Annotated in this window: 13 protein-coding genes; 11 read left to right on the top strand and 2 right to left on the bottom strand. The window is 68.8% G+C overall.

Annotated features, from left to right (window positions below; genetic code table 11):
* Window positions 1-365: 365 nt before the first annotated feature.
* The 7 genes from H1D24_RS13130 (at window position 366) to H1D24_RS13100 (ending at window position 8,465) form a co-directional block, all read left to right on the top strand.
* On the top strand, window positions 366-1,571 hold the full coding sequence (locus tag H1D24_RS13130) for a site-specific integrase (RefSeq protein WP_309484293.1): 1,206 nt from the start codon (window positions 366-368) through the stop codon (window positions 1,569-1,571).
* A gap of 458 nt (window positions 1,572-2,029) precedes the next feature.
* Window positions 2,030-3,322: a bifunctional 3-oxoadipate enol-lactonase/4-carboxymuconolactone decarboxylase PcaDC gene (gene pcaDC, locus H1D24_RS13125; RefSeq protein WP_181657643.1), complete on the top strand. Its 1,293-nt coding sequence runs from the start codon at window positions 2,030-2,032 to the stop codon at window positions 3,320-3,322.
* Between the two features lie 159 nt (window positions 3,323-3,481).
* Complete coding sequence (locus H1D24_RS13120; protein WP_181657642.1) at window positions 3,482-4,114, top strand: MBL fold metallo-hydrolase; 633 nt, start codon at window positions 3,482-3,484, stop codon at window positions 4,112-4,114.
* Window positions 4,115-4,216: 102 nt separating this feature from the next.
* Window positions 4,217-5,221, top strand: coding sequence for a FecCD family ABC transporter permease (locus H1D24_RS13115; protein ID WP_181657641.1), 1,005 nt, complete (start codon window positions 4,217-4,219; stop codon window positions 5,219-5,221).
* Window positions 5,218-6,291: a FecCD family ABC transporter permease gene (locus H1D24_RS13110; RefSeq protein ID WP_309484292.1), complete on the top strand. Its 1,074-nt coding sequence runs from the start codon at window positions 5,218-5,220 to the stop codon at window positions 6,289-6,291. Before H1D24_RS13115 ends, H1D24_RS13110 begins: the two co-directional genes overlap by 4 nt.
* Complete coding sequence (locus H1D24_RS13105; RefSeq protein ID WP_181657640.1) at window positions 6,288-7,196, top strand: ABC transporter ATP-binding protein; 909 nt, start codon at window positions 6,288-6,290, stop codon at window positions 7,194-7,196. Before H1D24_RS13110 ends, H1D24_RS13105 begins: the two co-directional genes overlap by 4 nt.
* Before the next feature lie 222 nt (window positions 7,197-7,418).
* Window positions 7,419-8,465, top strand: a complete 1,047-nt coding sequence (locus H1D24_RS13100; protein WP_181657639.1) for an ABC transporter substrate-binding protein — start codon at window positions 7,419-7,421, stop codon at window positions 8,463-8,465.
* Here H1D24_RS13100 and H1D24_RS13095 read toward each other — a convergent pair.
* On the bottom strand, window positions 8,455-8,664 hold the full coding sequence (locus H1D24_RS13095; protein ID WP_181657638.1) for a hypothetical protein: 210 nt from the start codon (window positions 8,662-8,664) through the stop codon (window positions 8,455-8,457). The two genes, H1D24_RS13100 and H1D24_RS13095, sit on opposite strands and share 11 nt — an antisense overlap.
* On the opposite strand from H1D24_RS13095, the gene H1D24_RS13090 reads away from it, so the two are divergent.
* A complete protein-coding gene (locus H1D24_RS13090; protein ID WP_181657637.1) occupies window positions 8,663-9,442 on the top strand; it encodes an exodeoxyribonuclease III in 780 nt (259 codons plus the stop codon). The two genes, H1D24_RS13095 and H1D24_RS13090, sit on opposite strands and share 2 nt — an antisense overlap.
* 151 nt (window positions 9,443-9,593) lie before the next feature.
* Here H1D24_RS13090 and H1D24_RS13085 read toward each other — a convergent pair whose 3' ends face one another.
* Window positions 9,594-11,408 carry an SGNH/GDSL hydrolase family protein gene (locus tag H1D24_RS13085; protein ID WP_181657636.1) on the bottom strand — a complete coding sequence of 605 codons (1,815 nt, stop codon included), beginning with the start codon at window positions 11,406-11,408 and terminating at the stop codon, window positions 9,594-9,596.
* 178 nt (window positions 11,409-11,586) lie between these two features.
* Here H1D24_RS13085 and H1D24_RS13080 point away from each other — a divergent pair, with 178 nt between their 5' ends.
* The 3 genes from H1D24_RS13080 (at window position 11,587) to H1D24_RS13070 (ending at window position 13,939) form a co-directional block, all read left to right on the top strand.
* Window positions 11,587-12,033 carry a DUF6278 family protein gene (locus tag H1D24_RS13080; RefSeq protein WP_181657635.1) on the top strand — a complete coding sequence of 149 codons (447 nt, stop codon included), beginning with the start codon at window positions 11,587-11,589 and terminating at the stop codon, window positions 12,031-12,033.
* A 226-nt stretch (window positions 12,034-12,259) separates the two neighbouring features.
* Window positions 12,260-13,003, top strand: coding sequence for an amino acid ABC transporter ATP-binding protein (locus tag H1D24_RS13075; protein ID WP_281399127.1), 744 nt, complete (start codon window positions 12,260-12,262; stop codon window positions 13,001-13,003).
* Window positions 13,004-13,021: 18 nt separating this feature from the next.
* Window positions 13,022-13,939 carry a glutamate ABC transporter substrate-binding protein gene (locus H1D24_RS13070; protein WP_181657633.1) on the top strand — a complete coding sequence of 306 codons (918 nt, stop codon included), beginning with the start codon at window positions 13,022-13,024 and terminating at the stop codon, window positions 13,937-13,939.
* Window position 13,940: the final 1 nt, after the last annotated feature.

Below are 13,940 nucleotides of genomic sequence, written 5' to 3'. Positions count from 1 at the left end.
GGTGCCGTAACTCCCCACATTGCCCAGGCCGTTGGCGCCTCGAGCGTCTCGTGGCCAGCAACCTCGACCGCCTCACCGACGACGGGCTACTGGTGCTTGTCACCGATGGCGCGACCCCCGCTCTCCGCTCGTACCGCCTGGCCGCCTGACCGAGGCGAAGAAACGGGTGATGGGCAGGCTCCCGTAATGCAGGGCGATACGTAGCAGACGATCCCCGGTTACCGAAACCGGGGATCGTGCGGAGCATTAATGGTGTTCGCACCCGGCTGTGCTAGGCAGTGGAGCCGTAGCGAATGGTGCGGCTAGTTTGCCTACCCCGATCGGTAGACGCGCGTTGTGAAGTTATGTCCGCCTGTTCGAGGAGAGTGAGTATTCTGTCCGATCCCATCAAGAAACTTCCGCCGAACTCGAAGGGGAAGGTTCGATACCGGTTTGTTGTCGACGCAGGAATCGACCCCGAAACTGGGAAGCGTAAGCAGTTGAGGCGCACCTTCGACTCGTTGAAGGAAGCTAGGGCTGAGTATGCGAACATAACTAATCGGCGGCATGATGGGTCGCTTGTACCACCCAATAAGATCACCGTGAATGAGTGGCTCGACCGATGGCTGGCCATGAAAGCGGAGGACCTCGAAGAAACCACCATCTACAACTACGGGATTACCCTGGACCGAGTTCGGGGGAGGCTCGGCAATATCCGTCTCCAGGACCTTACTGAAGAGCACGTGGAAGAGTGGAGGGACTGGGCGCTGGCGCATGGCCGCGTGCGTGGTAAAAGGGCCGGGACGCCACTCAGTGTCACGAGTGTGGATATGAGCCTCGCTCGGCTGAAGGAAGCGCTGGGGAGAGCCGTTACCCGGCGGTTGGTGTACGTCAATGTCGCTGCGCACGTGACCATTCCCCGGAGGGCGCGCAAGGAAGAGCGGAAGACTAAAGAGGAGGTGCCGCCCTGGAACGTCCAGGAGGTTCAGAAATTCATCCATGGAATTAGGGGTGAGCGTCTCTATGCTGCGCTTCTTCTTTCGCTGATGGGGCTTCGTCCAGCTGAAGTCTGCGGCCTCCGGTGGGAAGACGTTGACTTGGAGAACGCCACGATCGTCATTGCCAACACGCGCACGATGATGGGCAACCGGTACGTGGTGGAGAAGGACACCAAGTCTCTTGCGGGTGAGCGGGATCTGCCGCTGCCGGCGCTGGTGCTGGGAGCCCTCAAGGCATTCCGGGCTCTCCAAGCCGAGGAGAGGCTCGCTCTGGGGGAGGCGTACACGGTGTCGGGCTACGTGCTGGCGCATGAGGTGGGCGACGCCTTCACGATCAAGCAACTTCGCCGACGCGCGTACCGGCTTATGGAGCTTCTCGGGCTCCGTCGCGTCAGGCTCTACGACGCACGCTCGTCGTGCTTCACCTTCCTGGCCAACAACGGCGTCCCGGACCACATCCTCGCGCGATGGGCCGGACATGCGAATGTAAAGACGACCAAGCGGTGGTACGTCAAGCCGGATGTAGAAGATCTTCGCGGAGCCGCCACCACTTGGGATGGCCTGCACGGGGGTGCGGCAGAGGGGCAAGAGTGAGCCACGCGGACTATGAGCCGAGCGACCTTGCGCGCCGTATGGCCTGCAGGATTGGGGCGAGGTGGCTTCGGAGTCCGCTTGCTGGTTTTGGACCGGTGGCTGTAACTGAGAGCATCCGGCTACGGCCGAGCCTTCTACCAAGCGTTCACCGTGTGGTGTTTAAGCTGCTGTTGGGCGGGATTTCGGAAGGTTTCCAGGTGGATCACGCCGAGCCTCGTTCGTGCCACCACACTCGATGCTGCTTCCTGAACCGCCTGGAGGCCGTGATCAAAGTGGAATGCGTTGCTCGTAGCGACTGAAGGAGGGCACGCGCCCGGAGGGCCCACTGCCGACACGGCCACGAGTACATGCCGGAGAATGTATACCCGGGTTCTCGTCGGCAGGATCGGAGCGGGGCAAGGCCCGCTAGGCCCACCCCGGCGATGTGACATCTCGTGACAGATGAGAGGCTCAGACGGGTGAGCGAGACACCACCGAACACCCTGCAATACCGCTTTGACGGGCCAGAAGACGCGCCGGTCCTGATCTTGGGACCCTCCCTGGGTACCACATGGCACATGTGGGACCGGCAGGTCCCGGAGCTGACGCGCCAGTGGCGGGTGCTCCGGTTCGACCTGCCGGGACACGGCGGCGCCCCGGCGCACCCCGCCCCTTCGGTCGGCGAGCTGGCCGACCGGCTGCTCGCCACGCTCGACGAGCTCGGTGTGCAGCGGTTCGGCTACGCGGGCTGCGCACTGGGTGGTGCCATCGGCGCCGACCTCGCGCTGCGCCACCCGGAGCGGCTCGCCTCGCTCGTACTGATCGCCGCCTCACCCCGGTTCGGCACGGCCGACGAGTTCCGGCAGCGCGGCGTGATCGTCCGCACGAACGGCCTCGACCCGATCGCCCGCACCTCGCCCGAGCGGTGGTTCACCCCCGGATTCGCCGCCGCCCAGCCCGCGATCACCGAGTGGGCCGTACAGATGGTGCGGACCACCGACCCCGGCTGCTACATAGCGGCCTGCGAGGCGCTCGCCGCCTTCGACATCCGCGCCGAGCTCGGCCGCATCGGCGTTCCCACGCTCGTCCTTGTCGGCTCGGAGGACCAGGTGACCGGGCCCGCCGAGGCCCGCACGCTGGTCGCCGGGATACCCGACGCCCGGCTCGCCGTCGTCCCCGGCGCCTCGCATCTCGCGCCCGTCGAGCAGCCGGCGGCCGTCACCGATCTGCTGATACGTCACTTCTCCACGGCCTGGCAGACCGCCGTCGACGCGACCACGGGACAGATGGCGATCGTGGCGCCCCCCGTCAAGCCGGTGCTCGCCCCGCCGTCCACCGGGCCCGTCGCGGAGATCGCGCCGATGGCGGAGCAGCCCGTCGCCGGGGTCCGCCCCGACCCGTACGAAGCAGGTCTGAAGGTCCGCCGGGAGGTGCTCGGCGATGCGCACGTCGACCGGGCACTGGCGGCGGCCGACGACTTCTCCGGGGACTTCCAGGAGCTCATCACCCGGTACGCCTGGGGCGAGATCTGGAACCGGCCCGGGCTCGACCGGCGCACCCGCAGCTGCGTCACCCTCACGGCCCTGGTCGCGGGCGGCCATCTCGAGGAACTCGCCTTCCACACCCGGGCGGCCCTGCGCAACGGGCTCACCCCGGCCGAGATCAAGGAAGTGCTGCTGCACGCCGCGGTCTACTGCGGAGTCCCGGCGGCCAACAGCGCGTTCAAGGTGGCGCAGGCGGTCATAAGGGAGGAGACCACTCCTCAGGAGTGACGGCCCGAGACCGGGGACGAGACCGGAGAGAAGGGCGAGACCGGAGAGAACGGCGAGACCGGAGAGAACGGCGAGACCGGAGAGAAGGGCACACCCGGGCCGCCGCGAAGTCCCCCGCGGTGCATCACGCGACACGGGCCGCGTTGCAGGATGGGACGCATGAAGCTCACGAAGAAGTCGCACGCCTGCATCAGGCTGGAGAAGGACGGTCAGACCCTCGTCATCGACCCCGGCGCCTTCAGCGAGGAGGACGCCGCGGTCGGTGCCGACGCGATCCTCGTCACGCACGAACACGCCGACCACTTCAACGAGCAGCGGCTGCGGGCCGGTCTCGAGTCCAACCCGGCCGCCGAGATCTGGACGCTGAAGTCCGTCGCGGACAAGATCGCGCCCGCCTTCCCGGGACGCGTGCACACCGTCGGGCACGGCGACACGTTCACGGCCGCCGGGTTCGACGTCCAGGTGCACGGCGAACTGCACGCCGTCATCCACCCGGACATTCCGCGCATCACCAACGTCGGCTACCTCGTCGACGGGTCGGTCTTCCACCCGGGCGACGCCCTCACGGTCCCCGGCCACGCGGTCGAGACGCTGATGCTTCCGGTGATGGCTCCCTGGAACAAGATCTCCGAGGTCATCGACTACGTCCGCGAGGTCAAGCCGCAGCGGGCGTACGACATCCATGACGCGCTGCTCACGGATCTGGCGCGGCCCATCTACGACAACCAGATCGGCGCGCTGGGCGGCGCGGAGCACCTCCGTCTGGCGCCGGGCGCCTCTGCCGAGCTCTGACAGCGCACGCCCTGCACAAGCCAGGACGCACCCCCTGCACAAGCCACCCGGAGGGCACCTTATTCTTAGCTGAGCCTTAACTAACTTCGAGAGAGCGAGCGCATGTCCCGAACGACCTCGCGCCGCGTCGGCTGGCTGGTCGTGGGCACGTTGCTGCTGCTCCTCGCTGTGCTGCTCAGCCTTGCGGTCGGGAGCCGTGCCATTGCCCCGGGCGAGGTGGTGGACGCCCTGCTGCATGGCGGTACCGACGACAACGCCCAGGTCGTACGCGCCCTTCGGGTGCCGCGCACGATCGTCGGCGTGCTGGTCGGGGTCGCGCTGGCCGTGGCCGGCACGGTGATGCAGGGCATCACGCGCAACCCGATCGCCGAGCCCGGAATCCTGGGTGTCAGCCAGGGCGCGTCGCTGGGCGTGGTCTGCGCGATCGCCTTCGCGGGCGTGCACACACTGAGCGGCTACGTGTGGTTCGCCTTCGTGGGCGCCGGCATCGCGGCGGTGACCGCCTATGTGATCGCCGGCAGCGGGCGCGGCGGGGCCACCCCGGTGAAGCTCGCGCTGGCCGGTGCCGCGATGAACGCCCTGCTGGCCTCGCTGGTTTCGGCCATCGTCACCACCAACGCCCGCGCGCTGGACGAGTTCCGTTTCTGGCAGGTCGGGTCGGTCAGCGGGCGCGATGCCGAAATCGTGGGCCAGATCCTGCCGTTCCTGGTTGCGGGACTTCTCCTCGTAGCTGCGATGGCGCGCGGCCTCGACGCGATGGCGCTGGGGGAGGACGTGGCCAAGAGCCTCGGCCACAATGTCGGGTTGCTGCGGGTCCTCGGAGCGCTCGGGGCGACGGTCCTCACCGGCGTCGCGGTCGCTGCCGCCGGGCCCATCGCCTTCACGGGCCTGGCCGTCCCCCACATCGCACGGGCGCTGGTGGGCACTGGTCACCGCTGGGTCCTGCCCCTGGCCGCGCTGCTCGGACCGGTGATGATCCTGGTCGCGGACGTCATAGGCCGTATCGTCTTCCCGCCGTCGGAGGTGCCGGTGGCCGTCATGACCGCATTGCTGGGTGTGCCGTTCCTGGTCGCCCTGGTACGGCGCAAGGCGGTGGTGGCGGCGTGACGCGGGTCGCGGATCCGGTGCGTACGGTGAGCCCGGCCGGATACGCCGTGCTGCGTGCCGGGCAGGCCAGTTTTCTGCTGCACCGGCGCGCGAGTGTGGTCACGGCTGCGGTCGGCGTGCTGCTGGCCGTGGCAGTGGTGGCGTATCTGTGCGTCGGGCAGTCCTTCGTCTCGCCTGCGGAGGTCGTCCGCGTGCTGCTCGGGCAGCCGAGCCCGGACGAACTCGTCGTGGGCACGTTGCGCATGCCCCGTCTGACCGTCGGTCTGCTGGTCGGCACCGCGTTCGGCGTGGCCGGCGCCCTCGTCCAGACAGTGGCCCGCAACCCGCTCGCCAGCCCCGACGTCATCGGCGTCACCCATGGCGCGGGTGCGGCGACGGTCGCGGCGATGACCTTCGGCGTCACGTCGTTCACCGCGCTGCCGTATGTCTCCATTGGCGGTGGTCTGGCCGCCGCACTGCTGGTCTACGTCTTCGCCTGGCGGCGTGGCCTGCACGCCTCCCGCTTCGTGCTCATCGGGATCGGTTTCTCGATCGCTCTCGGCTCGTTGACCCAGCTGTTCCTGACCAAGGGCGACTACCTCGTGGCCCAGCAGGCCAAGGTGTGGCTCACCGGCTCGCTCAACGGCCGGGGCTACGACCAGGCGGCGCCCGTCGCTGTGATTCTGCTCGTCGCCGTGCCGTTCGTGGTGTGGGCGGCCCGGGCCCAGCGCGACGTGTCGTTCGACGACGACACGGCCACCGCCCTCGGCGTCCGGCTCGGCAGGGTCCGCCTCGGCCTGGTCGGTCTCGGCGTCGTCCTCGCGTCCGTGGCGACCGCCACCGCGGGCCCGGTCGACTTCGTGGCGCTGCTCGCCCCGCAGATCGCCCGCCGGCTCACGCGCACCGCCCAGATCCCGCTGCTGTGCTCGGCGTTGACGGGCGCGCTGATCATGGTCGTGGCGGACCTGCTGGCCCGCGTCGTGTTCTCGCCGACCGAGCTGCCGGTGGGCGTGCTCACCGCGGCCGTGGGCGCGCCGTATCTGATGTGGCTGATCGCCCGCACCTCTAGCCGTTTCGGAGGCACCGCGTGACCGACAACCGTCTTACGGCCCGGGGGCTCACCCTCGCCTACGAGGACCGCATCGTCGTCGACGGCCTCGACCTGGAGATACCGGACGGGCAGGTCACGGTCATCGTCGGCCCCAACGCCTGTGGCAAGTCCACCGTCCTGCGGGCGCTGGGACGGCTGCTCAAGCCGAGGCGCGGCGCGGTCCTGCTCGACGGCACCGAGCTGTCGCGTATTCCTTCGAAGAAGATCGCCCAGGCCGTCGGACTGCTCCCGCAGACCCCGGTGGCGCCGGAAGGGATCACGGTCGCGGATCTGGTCTCGCGTGGGCGGCAGCCGCACCAGAGGTGGTGGCGGCAGTGGTCGGGGGACGACGAGAAGGCCGTCACCGAGGCCATGGAGCGCACCGGGACCAGCGGCCTGGCCGACCGGCTGGTCGACGAACTGTCCGGCGGTCAGCGCCAGCGGGTCTGGATCGCCATGGCCCTCGCCCAGGACACCGACCTGCTGCTGCTCGACGAGCCGACCACCTACCTCGACATCGCCCACCAGGTCGAGGTGCTGAACGTGGTCCGGCAGCTCAACCGCGAGCGCGGTCGGACGGTCGTCGCCGTCCTGCACGACCTCAACCAGGCCGCACGGTACGCCGACCATCTGGTCGCCATGAAGGCCGGCCGGATCGTCGCGCAGGGCTCTCCCGGCGACGTCGTCACCGCGGATCTCGTGCGGGAGGTCTTCGGGCTTGCGTCGGTCGTCGTACCGGACCCGGTGACGGGCGATCCTCTGGTCGTGCCGGGCGCGCCCTGGCAGCCGGGCGGTGAGGGCGACGAGGCGGGGCTTGCGGACAGGCAGGGCGACGAGGCCGGGCCCGGGGACAGTCAGGGCGATGAGGCCGGGCCCGCGGACGAGTTGACGACTGCACGTCCGTGAATGGCCGACTTGGCCACCGCGCGTCCGTAAACGGATGAGTTGACCTTATGTGTCCGTGAACAGGCGAGTCGATCATTCTCGCCCGTAATTGGACCAGTTGAGTACCGCACGTCCGTGACCGGAAGCACATGATCCGCCACTTGCCGTACCTACGCAGGGTCAACATAAGTTAGCCTCACCTAAGGATCTCTTAGGTGATTCACAGCAACACAGGAGCCTTGTATGTCTCTTCGGCGCCGCGGCACCGCTGCCGTCGCCCTCGTCGTCGCCGCCACGCTGTCCCTCGCGGCATGCGGCGGTTCGTCCGACTCCGGTGAGGGGTCGGCCAAGGCCACGGCGGGAGCCAGCGACAAGAAGGCCGTCGCCCAGGGCGGCGAGGACTTCGGCGACGCCGCCAAGAAGACCGCTGAGATGGGCACCGACGCAGGGCCCGGCGAATGGCCGCGCACCGTCACCCATGCCATGGGCGAGACCGAGATCAAGTCCCAGCCCAAGCGCGTCGTCGTCCTGGACGTCGGCGAGCTCGACAACGTCGTGTCGCTGGGCATCAAGCCGGTCGGTCTCGCGCCCACCGAGGGCTCCCCGGAGCTGCCCTCGTACCTGAAGAAGGACGCCGGCAGCCCCACGAACGTCGGCACCATCAACAACCTCAACCTCGAGGCCATCGCCGCGCTCAAGCCCGACCTCATTCTCGGCAGCCAGCTGCGCGCCGCGGACAAGTACGACGAGCTGAAGCAGATCGCGCCGACGATCTTCTCCCTCCGCCCCGGCTTCACGTGGAAGGAGAACTACCTTCTCAACGCGGCGGCGCTCGACAAGACCGCCGAGGCCAAGTCGCAGCTCGCCGCTTACGACAAGAAGGTGGCGGCGCTCAGCGACAAGCTCGGTGCGGACAAGCCGACCGTCTCGATGGTCCGCTACCTGCCCGACGGCGTGATCCGCCTCTACGCCAACGCCTCGTTCATCGGCACCATCCTCAAGGACGCCGGCATCCCGCGCCCGAAGAACCAGGACATCGAGGACCTCGCCGCCGAGGTGAGCGCCGAGAACATCGATCAGGCCGACGCCGACTACATCTTCACCGGCGTCTACGGCGACCCGAAGGCCACCGACAAGTCCAAGGCCCAGGGCAACCCGCTGTGGAAGAACCTGAAGGCCGTCAAGGCCGGCCACGCCTACGACGTGCCGGACGAGACGTGGTACCTCGGCCTCGGCGTCACGGCCGCGAACGAGGTCGTCGCGGACCTGGAGAGCTACCTCACCAAGTAAGAGAGCACGCGCCGTATCCTCCGCCGCCGGCGCCGGGCAGGCTGCTCACCAGCCGGCCGGTGACGGCGGCGGTCGGCATGTCGGCGGTGGGCGGCAAGTCGGCGGTGGGCGGTTTCCGCAGCGTCTGCGCCCCGGCCGTGCGGCCGCTCACCCACGCGGCCGGACGTTTGTCGTACCCGACCGGTAGTTTGTAGGGCATGCGCATCGCCACCTGGAACGTGAACTCGATCACCGCTCGCCTCCCGAGGCTGCTGGCCTGGCTGGAGAGCAGCGGTACGGACGTGCTGTGCCTCCAGGAGGCCAAGACGACCGCCGAGGGATTCCCGGTCGAGCAGCTTCGCGAGCTCGGCTATGAGTCGGCGGTGCACGCCACGGGCCGGTGGAACGGCGTGGCGGTGATCTCCCGGGTCGGCATCGAGGACGTGGTCAGGGGCCTGCCGGGCGACCCCGGGTACGACGGCGCCGAGGAGCCCCGCGCCATCTCCGCGACGTGCGGCCCGGCCCGCGTCTGGTCGGTGTACGTGCCGAACGGCCGCGAGGTCGAGCACGCTCACTATGCGTACAAGCTGCAGTGGATCGAGGCGCTCAAGGCGGCGGTCGCGGGCGACGCGGCGGGCAGTCGCCCCTTCGCCGTCCTGGGTGACTACAACATCGCGCCGACCGACGACGACGTGTGGGACCCCGAGTTCTTCGAGGGCTCCACGCATGTCACTCCCGCCGAGCGGGCGGCACTCGCGTCGCTGCGGGAGGCGGGGCTTTCGGATGTGGTCCCGCGGCCGCTGAAGTATGAGCAGCCCTTTACGTACTGGGATTATCGGCAGTTGTGCTTCCCCAAGAACCGGGGGATGCGGATCGATCTCGTCTACGGGAACGAGGCGTTCGCCAAGGCTGTGTCGGATGCGTACGTTGACCGCGAGGAGCGGAAGGGGAAGGGGGCGTCGGATCACGCCCCCGTTGTGGTGGACCTCGACGTGTGATTTCCCCCATCCCGCCCCTTCCCGTATTTTCAGCCCGTCCGGCGTTTGAGGACGAGCCCGAAGGGCGATTTCGGGGGCCTGGGGGCGGAGCCCCCAGTTTCGGGAAGGGGTGGGACCGGGGAAAGCCCAGCGCAGCGCCCCACCCCAACCGCTACGGCCCCAGCACCCCCAAATCCACCGACTCCGCAATCGCCTTCAACCCCGCATCCCCCGGATGCAGATGATCCCCGCTGTCATAAGCGGCCAGCATCCGCGCCGGCTCCGCGGGATCCCGCAAGACCGCATCAAAGTCCAGCACCGCGTCAAAGACCCCGCTGTCCCGGATATACGCATTGACGGCAACCCGCTCCGCATCCGCAGACGCGGTGCACAACGACTCCCCTTGACAGGGCGCGATCGTCGCACCCACCACCCGAAGCCCACGCCCCCGCGCCCGTTCGGCGATCTCCCGCAGCCCGGCGATCACCTGGTCCGCCGAAGCCCCCCACCGGACATCGTTGACGCCCTGGAAGACCACCACCGTCCGCACCGAGGTCTGCGCGAGGACATCGCGGTCGAGCCGATGCAGGGCGCTGACGCCGCCCGTGTCGGTGGAGACCCCGTCACCGGGGTAGCGGTCGGTGACCACACGGTTCGCCGAGATGCCATGGTTGAGCACCCCGTACCGAGGGACCGCGCTCTGGTTCAGCAGCCGCCTGGCCAGCACATCGGGCCACCGGCGGTTCGCGTCCTGCGTCGACCTCACGCCGTCGGTGATCGAGTCTCCGAGCAGCACCACGGACCCCGACCCACCGCCCACGTCGACCCCGGTCAGCAGCGGCCAGGTGCTGATCGTCGAGGTGTACGCGGCGGGGGAGCCGTCCGCCGCGTGGTCGCCCGGCTCGCTCACGTACGACCGCTGGATGGCCTGGCTGTGCAGGGGCGCCGCCGTCACGGTGCCGGGCAGATGGAAGCTCACCAGCAGGTTGGTGTCGGCGGGCACGTCGAAGTCCAGCGGGTCGCTGAACGCCTGTGCCCCCGCCGGGATTTCGGTCCCGGCCGCGCCCCGGAACGACAGCGCCACGGGTTCGCCACGCGCCTCCGCCCCCGCGCTCTGCACGGCCACCGTCGCACTGCCGATGCGTACGGGCGTGGCCGCGAAGGTGTTCTCGAGCCGGATGCGCACCCGCGGACCGCCCGTGCTGGTGTGCACCACGAGCCGTACCGTCCGGTCCGTCCAGGGCCCCACAGCCGCGTAACCGGAGGTGGACGCCGACCAACTGCCCGTCCATCCCTCGGTCGTCGCCCGCACGGACAGCGCGAAGACATGCAGGTCCGGCCCGTTGTCCCTGGGCAGCTCGACCGAGGCGACGGCGCGGCCTCGAGCGACCGGCACTGTCACCACGTAGAGCCGTGCCTTCTCGGCGAGTTGGCCGCCGGGTGTGTTGATGTGCGGCAGCGCCACGGCCTTCGTGGCCAGGGGGCCGGTGCGCCAGTCCGGTGCGGTCAGCCGGTACGTGCTGTACGAGCCGTCCTGATACCGGACCGTTCCGGTGCCCTGCGCCGCGCCGCCCGTCCCGGCGACCAGGAAGGCAAGGGCGTCGCCGCGCCCCGGCACCCGTACGGACTGGCCGTCCGCGCGCACGTTGTCCGGCTCGCCCGGGGCCGTGCGCGGCCAGGTCAGCCGGGCGCCGTGCACGGCCAGGGAACGCCCGCGGGTCCATCCGGCGGCCGTCAGGTCCTGGGCCGACAGGGAGCCGCCCGAGCCGTCGAAGTCCGCGTCGCCGGGGCGGGCGTCGTCGCTGACCGCTCTGTTGTCGAAGAGCCGCTCCAGGGGGAGCGGCTCGGCTCTCCCGCCGGGCGCGGCCTCTGAAGGTGCCGCCTGTGTGGCGGCCTCGGCGGATGCCACTGGCGCCACCGTGACCACCGGCGCCACCGTACCGAGAAGAGCGAGTAACGCGGCCGGACCCCATATGCGTCGGCGCAAGACCGACTCCTCCCGCTCGGGGACAAGGTGACAGATGCGCCATGAAGCTAAAGATGCGACAGGGACGCGTCAATGAGTCACACCAGATCACCATCCGAACTGCGGCCGAACACCGCCCGAACGGGTACGTCCGCGCGCCTGTGGTGCACAGGCGGGGGTCAGTGCCAGTCTGGGTGGTATGAACATCCCTTTCCTGGACATGTGGCGCAAGCGGCAGTCGGCGGTGTCGGAGCGGAGCGATGTGCTCGCGGCCGCGTTCAAGGCCGACCCGGAGGGCGTCGGGGCCCTCCTGTCCGAGTGCGAGCTGCTGCGCTCCCAGGCGGGGGACACGGGCCTGGAACTCGACGACTCCGCCGCCTCGTTGGAGGCCCTCGACCAGCTGCTGCCGCGCTGGCGCGACGACCCGGAGATGCTGCCGTGGCTCGGCAACGACGCGGGCCTGTACCTCGGCACGGTGATCGTGCGCACCGTGCCGGGCGCGACCTGGCACGTCTGGCCCGGCGGCCACCCCGTGGTGCGGCTCGCGTCGGGCCGGGAGATCCACGTCGTCGAGTCCGGGCTCGACTGGGCGGTGAACGGCGCGCCCCAGCTCTCGCAGGTGTACGCGGAGGCGTCCGAGGCCTGACCGGGGCTGCGAAGAGGCCTGACCGGGGCTGCGAAGAGTCCTCACGGGAGACCGCCGATAGGCGAGACCGGACGCCGACCCCGACACCCACTAGGGCGAGTTGCCCGACAAAATACGGTTTATTCAAGTAAGCGCGTGTCCTGTGTTAAATCCCATATTGCGGTGGATAGTTTGCGCGAACCGAGACCGCTGAGAGTGGGTAGAGCTGGGCATGGCCGTTGATCCATTGGCCGTCGATCCGTTGATCGAACTACGTGATGTGAACAAGTACTACGGGACGCTGCATGTCCTGCGGGACATCAACCTCATCGTCGGCAAGGGGGAGGTGGTGGTGGTCATCGGCCCCTCGGGGTCGGGCAAGTCGACTCTGTGCCGGACGATCAACCGGCTCGAGACGATCCAGTCGGGCAGCATCCACCTGGACGGGCAGCCGCTCCCGGAGGAGGGCAAGGCCCTCGCGAAGCTCCGCGCCGAGGTGGGCATGGTCTTCCAGTCCTTCAACCTCTTCGCGCACAAGACCGTCCTGCAGAACATCTCCCTCGCGCAGACCAAGGTGCGTAAGCGCAGGAAGGACGAGGCCGACCAGCGCTCCCGCGAACTCCTGGACCGCGTCGGCCTCGCCGCGCACGCCGAGAAGTACCCCGCGCAGCTCTCCGGCGGCCAGCAGCAGCGCGTTGCCATCGCCCGTGCCCTCGCCATGGACCCCAAGGCGCTGCTCTTCGACGAGCCGACCTCGGCCCTCGACCCCGAGATGATCAACGAGGTCCTGGAGGTCATGCAGCAGCTCGCCCGGGACGGGATGACCATGGTCGTCGTGACCCACGAGATGGGCTTCGCGCGCAACGCCGCCAACCGCGTCGTGTTCATGGCGGACGGCAGCATCATCGAGGACCGCACCCCTCACGACTTCTTCACCAACCCGGAGAGCGCCCGCGCCCAGGACTTCCTCTCCAAGATCCTCAAGCACTGAGGCCGGGGGAACGGAACCATGACGCGTACGACACGTGTGTGCCGCGCCCTCGGCGTGCTGCTGATCGCCGCCTTCACCGCTCTCGCCGCCGGCGCCTGCGGCAAGGAGGGCAGCCCGCCGGTGAAGGGACCCGCGCAGGACAAACTCCCCACGTTCGAGGTGAACAAGGACTTCGAGCTGCCCGACTCGCCCACCTGGCGGCGAGCCAAGCAGCGCGGCTACTTCATCGTCGGCGCCAAGGAGGATCAGCCGTACCTCGGCGAGAAGGACCCGGCGAGCGGCCTCTACACCGGCTTCGACATCGAGATCGCCAAGATGGTCTCGGCCTACCTCGGCCTCGATCCGAACAGGATCCAGTTCAGGACGATCGCCTCCGCGAACCGCGAAACGGCCCTGCAGAACGGCCAGATCGACTACTACGTCGGCACCTACACCATCAACGACAACCGCAAGAAGCTCGTCGGCTTCGCCGGCCCGTACTACATGGCAGGCCAAAGCCTGCTGGTGCGCGCCGACGAGAACGACATCAAAGGGCCCGAGGACCTCGACGGCAAACGCGTCTGCTCCGCCGCCGGCTCGACCCCGTACCAGCGGATCCAGGAGAAGTTCCCGAAGGCGATCCTGGTCGCGTACGACACCTACTCCGTCTGCGTCGACAACCTCCTCACCTACCAGGTCGACGCAGTGACCACCGACGACGCGATCCTCATCGGCTACGCGGCAAAGCTGCCGGACGAGCTCAAGGTCGTCGGCGAGCCGTTCTCCGAGGAGCCCTACGGCATCGGCGTGCCGCGCGATGACAACGCCCTGCGGATGGCGATCAACGACGCGCTGGAGGCCGGTGTGAAGAACGGCGACTGGAAGAGGGCGTACGACGCGACGCTCGGCCTGTCCGGCGTCCCGGCACCCACGCCGCCGCCCATCGACCGCTACTGAG

The organism is Streptomyces himalayensis subsp. himalayensis (genome assembly GCF_013778455.1).
GTDB classification, from domain to species: domain Bacteria; phylum Actinomycetota; class Actinomycetes; order Streptomycetales; family Streptomycetaceae; genus Streptomyces; species Streptomyces himalayensis.
Note: the sequence above shows the minus strand (reverse complement) of the source record. Positions and strands in the feature narration are given on the sequence as shown.